The sequence below is a fragment of the Mucilaginibacter sp. P4_D1 genome, assembly GCF_056401935.1.
The window spans coordinates 98,617-111,335 of record NZ_JBFUIJ010000012.1 but is presented as its reverse complement, the minus strand read 5'-3'; the positions used below and the strand labels follow the sequence as shown (position 1 = coordinate 111,335).

15 protein-coding genes are annotated in these 12,719 nt (G+C 45.0%); 10 read left to right on the top strand and 5 right to left on the bottom strand.

The window, feature by feature from the left end; genetic code table 11:
- Position 1: 1 nt before the first annotated feature.
- Genes AC1DV1_RS13340 through AC1DV1_RS13330 form a run of 3 tightly spaced genes read right to left on the bottom strand, consistent with a single transcriptional unit; the run spans position 2 to position 2,608 of the window.
- A complete protein-coding gene (locus AC1DV1_RS13340) occupies positions 2-1,504 on the bottom strand; it encodes a Y-family DNA polymerase (protein WP_477359901.1) in 1,503 nt (500 codons plus the stop codon).
- Entirely contained in the window at positions 1,497-2,225 is a 729-nt protein-coding gene (locus tag AC1DV1_RS13335; RefSeq protein ID WP_477359899.1) for an ImuA family protein, read from the bottom strand. Before AC1DV1_RS13335 ends, AC1DV1_RS13340 begins: the two co-directional genes overlap by 8 nt.
- 5 nt (positions 2,226-2,230) lie before the next feature.
- Positions 2,231-2,608 carry a hypothetical protein gene (locus AC1DV1_RS13330; protein ID WP_477359897.1) on the bottom strand — a complete coding sequence of 126 codons (378 nt, stop codon included), beginning with the start codon at positions 2,606-2,608 and terminating at the stop codon, positions 2,231-2,233.
- A 100-nt stretch (positions 2,609-2,708) separates the two neighbouring features.
- On the opposite strand from AC1DV1_RS13330, the gene AC1DV1_RS13325 reads away from it, so the two are divergent.
- From AC1DV1_RS13325 to AC1DV1_RS13280, 10 genes are all read left to right on the top strand, one after another.
- Positions 2,709-3,317, top strand: coding sequence for an alpha-ketoglutarate-dependent dioxygenase AlkB family protein (locus AC1DV1_RS13325; protein WP_477359895.1), 609 nt, complete (start codon positions 2,709-2,711; stop codon positions 3,315-3,317).
- Positions 3,318-3,514: 197 nt separating this feature from the next.
- Positions 3,515-4,678, top strand: a complete 1,164-nt coding sequence (locus AC1DV1_RS13320; RefSeq protein WP_477359893.1) for a metallophosphoesterase — start codon at positions 3,515-3,517, stop codon at positions 4,676-4,678.
- Between the two features lie 14 nt (positions 4,679-4,692).
- The gene (locus AC1DV1_RS13315; protein ID WP_477359891.1) at positions 4,693-5,379 is read left to right on the top strand and encodes a DUF2461 domain-containing protein; all 687 of its coding nucleotides are present in this window, start codon (positions 4,693-4,695) and stop codon (positions 5,377-5,379) included.
- 250 nt (positions 5,380-5,629) lie between these two features.
- Positions 5,630-6,055: a VOC family protein gene (locus AC1DV1_RS13310; protein ID WP_477359889.1), complete on the top strand. Its 426-nt coding sequence runs from the start codon at positions 5,630-5,632 to the stop codon at positions 6,053-6,055.
- Positions 6,056-6,192: 137 nt separating this feature from the next.
- Complete coding sequence (locus tag AC1DV1_RS13305) at positions 6,193-6,348, top strand: hypothetical protein (protein ID WP_477359887.1); 156 nt, start codon at positions 6,193-6,195, stop codon at positions 6,346-6,348.
- On the top strand, positions 6,332-6,817 hold the full coding sequence (locus AC1DV1_RS13300; RefSeq protein ID WP_477359885.1) for a DUF6169 family protein: 486 nt from the start codon (positions 6,332-6,334) through the stop codon (positions 6,815-6,817). Before AC1DV1_RS13305 ends, AC1DV1_RS13300 begins: the two co-directional genes overlap by 17 nt.
- A 145-nt stretch (positions 6,818-6,962) precedes the next feature.
- Complete coding sequence (locus AC1DV1_RS13295; protein WP_477359883.1) at positions 6,963-7,319, top strand: VOC family protein; 357 nt, start codon at positions 6,963-6,965, stop codon at positions 7,317-7,319.
- 84 nt (positions 7,320-7,403) lie between these two features.
- Positions 7,404-8,015, top strand: coding sequence for a hypothetical protein (locus AC1DV1_RS13290; protein WP_477359881.1), 612 nt, complete (start codon positions 7,404-7,406; stop codon positions 8,013-8,015).
- A 96-nt stretch (positions 8,016-8,111) separates the two neighbouring features.
- Positions 8,112-8,696, top strand: a complete 585-nt coding sequence (locus AC1DV1_RS13285) for a Crp/Fnr family transcriptional regulator (protein ID WP_477359879.1) — start codon at positions 8,112-8,114, stop codon at positions 8,694-8,696.
- 71 nt (positions 8,697-8,767) lie between these two features.
- Complete coding sequence (locus AC1DV1_RS13280; RefSeq protein ID WP_477359877.1) at positions 8,768-9,739, top strand: quinone oxidoreductase family protein; 972 nt, start codon at positions 8,768-8,770, stop codon at positions 9,737-9,739.
- 336 nt (positions 9,740-10,075) lie between these two features.
- Here the strand turns inward: AC1DV1_RS13280 and AC1DV1_RS13275 are convergent, their stop codons facing one another.
- Complete coding sequence (locus AC1DV1_RS13275) at positions 10,076-10,549, bottom strand: carboxymuconolactone decarboxylase family protein (RefSeq protein ID WP_477359875.1); 474 nt, start codon at positions 10,547-10,549, stop codon at positions 10,076-10,078.
- A gap of 299 nt (positions 10,550-10,848) precedes the next feature.
- Positions 10,849-12,582, bottom strand: a complete 1,734-nt coding sequence (locus AC1DV1_RS13270; RefSeq protein WP_477359873.1) for a glycoside hydrolase family 13 protein — start codon at positions 12,580-12,582, stop codon at positions 10,849-10,851.
- Positions 12,583-12,719: the final 137 nt, after the last annotated feature.

Here is a 12,719-nt window from a genome sequence, read left to right as displayed (position 1 = left end):
TTTACGCAAAAAAACCATGAATAAACCATTCATTAATTTCGCCTTCCATGTACTTACCCAGCCGAAAAATCCAGTAACGCTTGCCATCTGTATCCTCAACATGGTAATAATCACGGCGTTCGCCATTTTCCAGCCACCATTCGCGCTCAATGCGTTCGGGGCCATCGGCTTTCTTAATTTGATGCACTTTACCTTTATAGATAAAATGCATTGGTGGATAATCTGGCACCAGCGACATTACCTGAACAGGTTCGGGCCGGGCCAAAAGCTGTGTGGGCCGTGGCCTGCTGATGCGCCAGGCGGTAGCAGGTTTCTCCAGTATGGCAGCGGCTTTTTTAATAGAACGTTCGGGCCAGTAATGCTCGTCGGGCAGGTAACGGTGTATAACATTGGTATTTATTTTACCGGCAATCCTGTCCAGCAGTTCGGCTACGCCGGTATCATCCAGGCCGCCAACCTCGCCCCACAGGCGTTCCTGTACAGGGTCGGCATCATCTACCTTGGGGGCATCCAGCACAAAAAGTTCAATCCCCAGGGCAGGTTCTATCGTGGCTATTTTAAGCTCGAATAATTTAAAAAGGTGCTCCACATGGTGCGATGCGCGGTTTGTGCCTATCTGCACCTGCTCTACCTTACCATCCACCCGGTAACACCTCAGTACACCCGTTCGTAACCCTTTGCCATCCTGCTGCAGCCGTTTACACATACTTTCCAGTAACCGTCTGATCGCTATCTCTATCCCGGTGGCGGTATTGATGGGTTCCATGCAGGGCAGGCGCTCCTGGTAGGGTTCAACGGGCTGTAATAATTGCATCGGTTCATCCTCGTTGCCCAAAGCCTGGTTAAGCCTCAGCAGCAGATGCTCCCCAAACCGCCGGCGTAGTACCGACCGTGGCATGCGGATAAAACTGCCGATGGTACGCAACCCCAGTTTTTGCAAACGATCTGTAATAACCGGCTCCAGCCGCAAGGCCACCGGCGGTAATGGCAGCAAGGCCGTGGCCTGCCCGTAACTTTCAATAATGGGGCTCAGCCTGCCAAAACGCGCAATGGCCCAGGCCGTGCCAATGCTATCTGCCATGGCGGCGCGGGCATCGTAGCCCTTGCTTCTTAATTTAAGTACTATCGTTTTCAGGTATTCCCGTTCGCCGCCCCAAAGGTGGGTACAGCCAGATACATCAAGGATCAGCCCATCGGGCATATCAATGGCGATGATGGGCGTATAGCGGATGCACCACTCGCCTAAGGCATGTAATAATTTGGCGGCACGGTCGGGTTGCTCATCTATCACCTGCAGGCCAACTATTATGGCTTTGGCATCGGCAGCAACCATGCCTGCTTTTACACTATGCACTTCGGCGGCACGGTTGGTGGCGGTTATTAGCATGCGCCCGTGATCTTTTATCGCAAAAACAAAAGGCACATCTTTCAACTCCGGCTGCTTCAGGGTAAGCCAGTCGGTAGTTAAATGACGGAACCATATGGACATAAACCGCTTAGGCATATTGCTGGTATGCTATTTCTGTTACCACTTTTTCTTCCATAACAGGTACAAAGCTGCCGGCCACCCATTCTACCTGCCAGCAGCCCGGGTTGCCGTTACGCACCTTTAAAAGTTCCACCTGCCAGCGCGGGAAGCCTACGCCGGGTAAACCATCTTCCAACTCGCTGGGCAGGTGCGTTATTTGCCAGCGGGATACACAGGCGGTGGTACTTAACTTTTTAGCATCGGTACGTAAAACAAACCCGGTAACCTTGCTGCTTTCAACCGCCAGCTGCAAACGGCGCGATTGGGTAAAGTTGATGCCCGGCAATTCGGCAATAACAGCTGTCAGGCCATCGCATTTCAGGGCTTCTTCGGTTGCCCATAGCAAATCTTTTTCGCGCTGCAGGTCTATAAATATCACCCGCTCGGGCGGTACGCCGAATACTTTAAGCGCAGGCGGGAAAACTGTACGCGCTTTGCTTATCCACAAGCAAACCCCATTGGTACGCATCAACTGGGCCAGTATGCCGCCAATAAAGCCGCTGGTGGCCGCGGCGTGTTCGGGCTCGGTAGTTAAAAACTCATGCACTGCACCTACCGGGAAAATACCGTTTGGAAAAGCAGCCTCAATAGGCCCCAGGCCAAAGCTATCGTCGGCCCCGGCAATGGGTACTTTAAAACCCTCCCACAATAAAATATCTTTTTTCAGCTGGCTGATAATATCCTCTTTTGCTTCCATGAGTTTCAGTTTAAAGTTGGTTCACGAAAAACAGGTATAAATAACCCCATATAAACTGTTAGGTGCACTACCATGTGCCTGCTGATAGCATGGCCAATTTCCTGGATGGCCTGTACATTTAACGGGCTTTCATAATCGGCATTACGCGGATCAGGCACAGGTTCAAAATAACGCTGTATATCGTCATCCTGTACACGGGCATTACGATCATACCACTCCCCCTGCTCCAGTTGCAGCATCATGGTAATAAATTCCCGGCCGTTATAAAACTCGATGATAAATTGCGGCGCATAGGGCAAATCCCATTGCTCAGGCGGCACCTCGTCCACCTGTATCCGGGTCATGCCACGGCTGATCTTCACATCGATATAAAATTCTTCCATCAGAAACAGACTACAAATCTAATACTAAAAATATTAGCATTTTAATATCTTTGTAAAAAAAATTAGCACAGATTTGTTTTAGCAAAAATTGGAGGTTGATATGGAACAGCTATGTTTTTTTCCCGATGCCGGGCAAAGTAAGGGCCTGCCCACCCATTTATTAGATTACCGCCCCAGCCTTTTTAATGAGCAGGAAAGCGACAGCCTGCTCCAAAAGTTTATTGCCGAAACTCCCTGGAAACAGCGGATGCAAAGGATTTATGATAAAGGCATCATCACCCCGCGCCTGACCGCCTGGTACGGCGACCCAGAAGTTTATGACTATGCCTCACTAACCCAAAGCAAGCCCAACTACTGGACGCCCGAACTGCTGATGATTAAAAATAAAATAGAGCCATTGGCCGGCATCCAATTTAACAGTGTACTGCTTAATTATTACCGCGATGGCAACGACTCGGTAGCCTGGCACAGCGACCGCGAAGATGTACTGGGCAAAAACCCGGTCATCGCATCGGTAAGTTTTGGGCAGGTACGCAGCTTTGATATCCGCAGCAAACAGCATCATCATGAAAAATATTCGGTACGGCTGGAGCATGGCTCATTTTTGCTGATGAAGGCCGGATTGCAGGAGCATTGGGAACACCGCATAGCAAAATCTGTAAAACCGATGAAAGCCAGGGTTAATTTGACGTTTAGGGTGGTGATATGATTTTATATTTTCCCTTTTTGTAGAGACGCATCACATGCGTCTCCCCCATGCAAATCACACATGCAAACCCGACCGGCAAATTGTGAATATCCTGCGGGAGACGCATGTGATGCGTCTCTACAAAACCATTTGTCATCTTAACGCAATGAAGTTTAAATGTTTAAAATCTTTTTGATACTTGTTCGTCTAACCTAAGTATGAAGAAAAGAGTCCCTGCCATTGTATTGCTATGGCTTATCATTGATGTTTATTTTTTTGCGGCGGTACAAACGCTTACCGCCAATACAACGGTTTACCTGGCCTATTGGCTTTTTGATGGCTTGCTAGGTGCTACTATCGTTTTCAGCGCCTTTACCGGTAAAACCAAAGTTATATCGTGGTTAATGGCATTAATGCTGTTATCATTTGTGCCCAAACTTATTGGCAGCATTGTTTTATTACTGGAAGATGTTACACGCCTGTTCCGTGGCTTTCCGCCGCATAGCGTGGGCGTAAGCCAGTTTGTGCTCATCATAGCAGGTGTATTTTTCCTGCTGCTGTTGTTTGGTGTTACCCGCGGTCGCCATTATTACAAAGTAAGGCGCGAGACGTTGTACTTCCCAGATCTGCCTGAGGAATTTGATGGTTTTACCATCACCCAGTTATCTGATATTCATTCCGGCAGTTTCAGCGATGCCGAAGGTGTGCAAAAAGGCCTCGACCTGGTGAATGCCCAACAGAGCGATATGATACTATTTACAGGCGACCTGGTAAATAACCATGCTGCCGAAATGGATCCCTGGATACCGGCCTTTGCCAAACTGGAAGCCCCTTATGGCAAATATTCGGTATTGGGCAACCATGATTATGGCGACTATATGCGCTGGGATAATGTGAACGACAAGCATGCCAACCTTGTACGCCTAAAAAATGTGCATAAAGAAATAGGCTTCCGCCTGCTTTTAAATGAATCGTTAACTATCGATAAAAATGGCGAGTCGCTGGCGCTTATCGGCGTAGAGAACTGGGGTAAGGGCGGTTTTCATAAATATGGCGATTTGGAAAAGGCCGCCGCACGTGTGCCCGATGATGCATTTAAAGTATTGATGTCGCATGATCCATCGCATTGGGATGCGGTAACTATGGGGCACCACCAGCATGTTCACCTTACTTTATCCGGCCACACGCATGGTGCACAATTTGGCTTTGAATTGTTTGGCTTTAAGTGGAGCCCCATTAAGTATGTGTACAAGCAATGGGCCGGCCTTTATGAGCAAAGCGGCAAATATTTATACGTAAATCGGGGCTTCGGTTTTCTTGGGCTTAAGGGCCGTATAGGCATCTGGCCCGAAATTGCAGTACTTACCTTAAGGCGCAAATAGTTATTTTTGATGCCATGAGTCAACCTGTATTGCCCGTTTCTGCTATCGACTTTTTAAACGACCTGAAAAATAACAATAACCGGGAATGGTTTACCGCGCATAAAGAGTTTTACCAGCAACAGCTTGGTTTTGTGGAGGGTTTTGTAGATGCCATACTGGCCAACTTAAACCTGCACGATGTTATTGAAACGCCAACAGGTAAAAAAAGCATGCACCGCATTTACCGCGATACCCGGTTTGGCAAAGATAAAACGCCCTATAAAACCAATTGGAGCGGCGGTTTCAGGCGTGCTACCAAATACAGGCGCGGCGGCTACTATTACCATTTTGAACCCGGAAACACCTTTGTTGCCTGTGGTTTTTGGGCGCCCAATCCGCAGGATTTAAAACGCATCAGGGATGACATTGCTTTTGATGATAAGCCCTTGCGTAATATCCTCAACAGCGCAACTTTTATCAAAAGCTTTGGCACCTTACGCGGCGAAACCGTGAAAACCACTCCTAAAGGTTACCCCGCCGATCATGAAGCTATCGACTTGTTGCGGTACAAGCAATACCTGGTTGTGCACCGGTTTACCGATGATGAATTTTTGAGTTCCGGTTTTTTTGAAAGCATTTGCCAGGCATTACGGGATATGCGCCCCTTTTTAGATTATATGAGCGAGGCGCTGGTGACTGATATTAATGGGGTGATTGATTAGGGTGAATAACGTTGTAAAAGGGGCGTCATGGTGAGCCCGTCGAACCAAGCGGGCAAAGGCCTCTACGCACGAGTCTTCGACAGGCTCAGACTGACAGGCCCGCCCGCCTCAAAAACCCAACACGCCATAGATAGTTGTAAAATTCTGAAACTACAAGTCTGGAATATTGCAATTGATGGCAAATATCTATTTGCCCGAATACGTCTACACCTTAACTTTGTGGTATCCAACTCTATTAACCATCCCCGCCATGGCCAATCAAATCACCAAAGCCCCAAACATTACTCAAGCGGTACCTTTTTTTATGGTCACCGAAATGGAGCGATCATTACACTTTTATGTGGAAGAATTAGGCTTTACGCTGGTTAATCAATGGGTACCAAAAGATAAAATAGAATGGTGCTGGCTTCAGCGCGGCGGCGGTGCACTTATGCTGCAAACCCTGCATAAGGAGATGCCCGGGCGCGGTTTGGGGGTATCTGTGTGCTTTCAGTGCCAGGATGCGCTGGCATTATATCACGAGTTTGTGGAACATGGTCTTAAACCCAATGAGCCTTTTGTTGGAAACAATATGTGGGTAGTTACAATAAAGGACCCCGACGGCTATAACCTGGATTTTGAAAGCCCGACAGACGTACCAGAGGAGACTAAATATTCGGACTGGAAAAAGGAATAATAAACGTCATTAATGAGTTTGGGATGTATGTAACATCCACTCTATTTACCAGGATAAATTGCATACACCGAACAAATATTTCTTCTTTTTTGTTTAAATTTGTGTTCAATTTAAAGTATATCAAAAAAATACGCATCATGGAACAAGTAAATAAAAACACTGTTTCTGAACCCAAAAAAGACTCCAATCCAATCATCCAAATGATTGAGGATAAAAAAAGGATTGTTAAGGCAATTAAAAATGGAGAAAGTTTATCTACGCTAAAGGGAATTAAAATTGTCTCTCCTGTATAGCTTTGATGTAACTGAAGACGGTTCTTATAGTTTCATTTCTGAACAAAACCATCATTACTTAATTTACTTTTCTGAATCTACTTTGCCCGATTCAGATGGTAATATTCATATAGTTTATAATTTAGGGTTTAGCAGGGACGGAGATCATTCATCTACCCCTTTCTCATTCAAGTATGATAGATTAATACGAGCTACTATTATGTCTATCGTTAATGATTTTTTTAATAAAAACGACCACAGAGTACTTATATATTTTTGTTTCGGCGACGACGGATACTCAAGACATAGAAAAATTGTTTTTAACCAGTGGTGTAGCGATTTAGATTTATCTGTTGAAAAGCACGACAATGTTATTCCATATGAAAACACTTTTGTGTATGGATCATTGATGATTGTAAGAGATAACCCACTAAAACAATTAATTTTAACTTCATTTAATAAATTCTTAGAGGATATATACAATAAATAAGGGTCGCATATCATTGAAAAATGACGACCTTTTCTCATTTATTTTGTTTGCTATAACTAATATGCATATCTTGATTTAACCATTAATGATTGGTTTGAAACGTAGATTAATTTCCATATTTAGCTTCTCTACATATCCTTTAGTCATGAAAATAGAATCTGTTATCCCGATACTTTATTCTGATGATGTTGCGCGAAGCCTGGCCTATTATACACAGGTACTGGGTTTTGAAGAACAATGGACATGGGACGACCCGCCAACGTTTGGCGGTGCATTGACAGGCGACACCACCATCTTTTTTTGCAAAGGCGACCAGGGCCATGCCGGAACATGGCTTTGCCTTAATGTTGATAATGTGGATGAATATTATGCAACTATTAAAGAAAAAGGCGCTATAATTTTATCGACACCGGAAGATAAACCCTGGTTTATGCGCGAGATGCTGGTAAAAGATCCCGATGGGCACATTTTGCGGATAGGCCACAATATTGAGTGCGATTAGGGAAGGAGCTGAAAGCCGAAGGCCTAAGGCCTAAGGCAGAAAGCAAAAAAACAGGCTCTTTTTGGTAAATTTTAATTATTTAACATGCTGCAAAATCGGGTAAACCCTCAGGGCGATATTATCAAAACCAGTGCACGGGGTGCCTGGATAGGTAACCGTGGTCAGTTGCATGGTGATACCAAAACCATACTGCGCCCCTTTAAGCTTAAAGCCTGGATTACCTGCCTGTTGCAGTTTAAAGGCAGGCACCGCGAGGTGATGTCGCCGGGGTTGTGGACAGAACTGTTCTTTTTGGATGAGGCCACCGCTTTTGCAGCCGGCCATCGTCCTTGTTTTGAATGCCGCCGCGATGATGCCAACAAGTTTAAAACATCCTGGCTTAAGGGCAATGCTGGGTTTGGGTTTGATAATAAAACCGCCATCGGGAAAATTGACGAGATTACACACCAGGAAAGGATAGATAAAAACGGCAACAAAGTAACGTTCGATGCCGATGTACAGGGTCTGCCCAACGGTACTTTTATACAGGTTAACGGCGAACCCTACCTGGTAGCCGATAACCAGCTTTATCATTGGACGCCTGCGGGGTATGAAAAAACGGGCTTGCCGATAAAGGCGGAACAGGTTACTGTACTCACACCCCGATCAACGGTCAATGCGTTTAGCGCGGGCTATCTGCCGCAAATGGCTCTTTGACCTTCTTGATCGTTAATACCGGTTTTCGCACTTCTATTTTTAATATCTCTATTTTATAGGAAGGGAGCTTATCTTAGCATATTAATTATACAGGTTATGATTTTCCATTTCAGAAATAAATTCCCCCAATTGAACCCTTTTTGGGATAAGTACCTGGAATATCAGAAACGGCTGGAGGTACCGGCAAAAACTATTTTGCTGGAAGAAGGAAAAGTATCACAGCACTATATTTTTATTGAGAAAGGCTGTGTGCGTACGTTTTTTTACAATAAAGGGGATGACAAAACTGTACAATTCTTTTTTGAGGATGAAGGCCTCGCTTCGCTCGAAAGCTTTATCAATAACACGCCAAGCGCATTCACGGTTGAAACGATAGAGCCATCAGTAGTCTATTTACTCCCCAAACAATACGTTACTCAATTGATGGATGAGCTAACCCGGGAACCCGGTTTTGCTCAAATGATATTACAGCTATCTGCCGGCAGGCAAACCCATTACATCAACGAGTTTGTTTCTTTTATCAGGGATACGCCCGAAGAGCGTTATCAAAAACTGTTGGACGAAAGGCCGCATATTGTGCAGAGGGTACCACAACATTATATCTCTTCATACCTGGGTATCAGCAAAGTACACTTAAGCCGCATTAAAAGCAAGCTTGCAAAAGGCAAATTACATTTCTGAACTTGATAACATATGTTATCGTTGCGGCGCTATGTTGCGGGCTAATTTTGTCTTAACAAAAAAATAAAAAGATGAAAGCAGCAGTAATGTATCAAAAAGGGGAATTACCTCAATATGTTGATTTTCCAGAGCCGGCAATTCAAAATAGCGATGAGCTATTGGTAACGGTAAAAGCCGTGGCCATTAAACACTTTGATAAGGGGCGTGCCGCCGGCAAACACTACTCAAGCGATGCCCCTGCGGCAAGCGGCCGGATAATTGGGGGCGATGGCGTTTGCCTGCTGGAAGACGGAACCCGGGTTTATGGCATGGGTGTGAGTGGTATGCTGGCCGAAAAAGCAACCATTAACAAAGACCGGATAGTAAAAATACCCGATGGACTTGATGATGCGGCTACGGCTGCCTTGCCTAACGCCATAATAGGCGCGGCAATGGGTTTACGGTTTAAAGCCGACATTAAGCCGGGCGATGTGGTACTGGTAAATGGCGCTACCGGTTTTACAGGCCGGGTAGCCGTGCAAATTGCCAAACATTATGGTGCAAAAAGGGTGATTGTAACCGGCAGAAATCAAAAATCGCTTGATGACCTGCTGACGATGGGTGTTGATGAGGCTGTTTCTGTTTTGCAGGATGATGAACAATTTAAGGCCCGTATTAAAGCTATTCACGCACAAACCCCCATTGACGTTATTATAGATTACCTGTGGGGCCATACCGCCGAAATGATACTTGCCTGTTTAAAGGGCGATGGTTCGTTTACAAACAAGGTAAGGTATGTATCGGTTGGTAGCATGGCCGGCGATATCATCCAGCTATCTGCCGCCAATTTGCGGAGCGTCGATCTTCAGCTCACCGGATCGGGGCTTGGCGCATGGTCAAAGCAGGAGGTTGGCCAGCTTTTTACCGCTATACTGCCCGAAATGTTTGCCCTTGCAGCCGTAGGAAAACTCAAAGTGGATACCATCACCGTTAAACTGGAAGACATTGCCGAACTTTGGAATTTAGATGTCCCCGACGGGCAGCGCCTGGTCGTAACCATTTGATGCTATCCTGTTATTACAGAAGCTAAAAAACAAATAAGGCAATAACGTATTTGTTTTCAAATCAATACACTAACAGCTTCTGTATCCTCATTCACTAACACTTTAACAACAACGTTATGATTGCTGCATTATTGATTGCCGCTTGGTCGGTTATTGTCCTGAAATTTCAGAATTCGGCAAGGGCTAAAAAATTAGTGGCCAGATTTTTAAGGCGTAAACCAAAAACCGGCTAACCGTCGATTTGAATTGTATTTATAAGCCCGGGTATTTATCAAAAGATAATAACCGGGCTTATTTAATTAAGGTGTTCAATTTACTACCTTATGCCTTGCCAATTTATTGAACGGCGTGCGCGCCAACTTTGTACGTACCAACAGCAGCCACATTAGGGAATGCAAGGTTAACGCGGTTGTAGCTGTTAATGGTGATAACAGCCAAAGTTAAATCAACCAATTCTTCTTCGGTAAACTGTTCGCGGGCTGCTGCGTAAATTTCGTCGGGTACGGGACCACCTGCAATTTTTGTCAAAGCTTCGGCCCATGCCAATGCTGCGCGTTCCCTATCGGTATAAAAAGGGGCTTCCCGCCAGGCATTTAACATATACAGGCGCTGCTCGGTTTCGCCGTTGGCCCGTAAGTCTTTCGAGTGCATATCCAGGCAATAGGCACAACCGTTAACCTGCGATACCCGGAAATAAATTAAATTTAAAAGCGTTTGCTCAACCGGCGATTTAGCCAGGTAAATGCCCAGGCCATACAAAGCTTTCATAGCGCCCTGGCCTTTTTCAAAAACATTGAGTCGTTGTTTCATGGTGTTATTTATTGATGTTTTACTTATGCCCTAATAGCGATTGAGATATGCATAATAGGACATATACTTTTAAAAAAAATATGGCTATCCCCCATTAATTACATCCACCTGTTTTCCAATACCTGGAGGCCATAAGCATTGTACCCGCAAATGCAGTGGTAATTATCCAATAAATTTGTGTGGAGTTTATAGATTTTTTAAAGGCTACAACCAAGACCTCGCCATTAGGTATAATCACATAAAACCTATGGCCGCAATAATCGCAGCCATTCGCAATCAAATAACTGATTTCAAACACTTTATCTCAGCTCGTAAACTACTGCTTCATAAGGTTTAAGCGTTCCGTTTTTGGAAGATTGGGAATAATTACCCAATAAAACGTTGGCTTTGCTAAAATCTACGCCGGTGTTGGTGGTGGCCGCCTTACTTTTAAAATTTAATAATACCAGCAATTTTTTACCATCCAGCTCCCTGGTATAGCTGTAAGTATCGTCGTTTTGGCCATCAAGCAAGGTGTATTTACCATAAACCAGTACCAGGTTGTCTTTGCGCAGTTTTACAACTTTTCTGAAATAGTTAAGGGTACTATTGGCGTCCTTTTCCTGGGCAGCTACATTGATGGTGGTATAATTGGGATTTACCGCAATCCATGGTTTTCCGGTTGAAAAGCCGGCATTTTTGCTGTTGTTCCATTGAAAGGGTGTGCGGCTATTGTCCCTGCTTTCAAAACTCATACGCTGTAAATACCTTTGCATATCGGTGCCAAGGTTTTTCTGGCGCTGGTATTCGTTCAGGGTTTGTACATCACGATAATCTTCTGCCTTACTAAATCCGGCGTTGGTCATTCCCAGTTCGTCGCCATTATAGTAATAAGGGGTACCGCGCATGGTCATTAAAAAGGTGGTCAGCATTTTTGATGATACCGCCCTAAACTCCGGACTATCGTTGCCAAACCGGGTAACCAGCCTTGCCTGGTCATGATTGGCCAGAAAAATGGAGAGCCATCCTTTTGCAGCAAACGCGCTATCCCATTTGGTAAATATCTGCTTTAAACGCAGCAGGCTATAACCTTCGGGTTTGGCTATGTCTATTGCTTCAAACGCATAAGCCATGTTCAGTTCGTTCCTGTCGGCATTAACCAAATTGTGTGCATCTTCAAAAGTATTGCCAGCCCCTTCGGCTACGCTCATTACATTGTATTTGCTTAAAACCTGCTGGTTCATCTCCTGCAGGTAACCATGCAGGTTGCCTTGCATACCGTAGTATTGGGTAAAGTTTTTTTCAAACCCATTTGGGAAAGCCGGAAAGGTGGTATCTTTTGCCGCAAACTGGAATGCATCCAGCCTAAAGCCATCAATCCCTTTATCGCCCCAAAACTTCATGATATCGTATACTTCCTGCCTTAGCTTGGGGTTTTCCCAGTTAAGATCGGGCTGCTTGCGCGAAAAATAATGCAGGTAATAGGCGTTGGTAAGCGAATCGTACCGCCAAGCATCATGGTTTACATCAAAAAGGCTGTAACGGTAAGGCGGTTTGCCTTTTTCGGCATTCCACCAATGGTAATATTCGCGGTAAGGACTGTTGCGCGAGCTGCGGCTTTTTTTAAACCACTCGTGCTCGTCGCTGCTATGGTTTACTACCAGATCCATCACCAGTTTTATGCCGCGGGCATGCATGCCTTTGAGCATGGTATCAAAATCGGCCATGGTGCCAAAATCTTTCATAATGTCGCGGTAGTCGCTCACATCATAACCGTTGTCGTCATTTGGCGACCCATATATCGGGTTAAGCCAAACCGCATCAACCCCTAAACTTTTGATGTAATCAAGTTTGGCAATTATTCCTTTTAAATCGCCAATGCCATCGCCATCTACATCATTAAAACTGCGCGGATAAAGCTGGTAAACCACAGCCTCTTTCCACCATTTACGATCGAGGCTATCTTTACTGGGCAGACTGTTTTGGGCACAGCTGTAATTACCGCCCAATAGCAAAAAGGCAGCACTTATGATAAGCGGGGTAAAAATCTTCATGGTTAGCAAACAACTAAAAAGCAGCAGGTTAAATTGGCGTTCCTGGTAATAATGTTCAAGTTATGACATTTTATGCATGCTTCAAAATATGTTTAAAAAACGCAGCAAATTAATAGTGTTTATGATACACATTTATA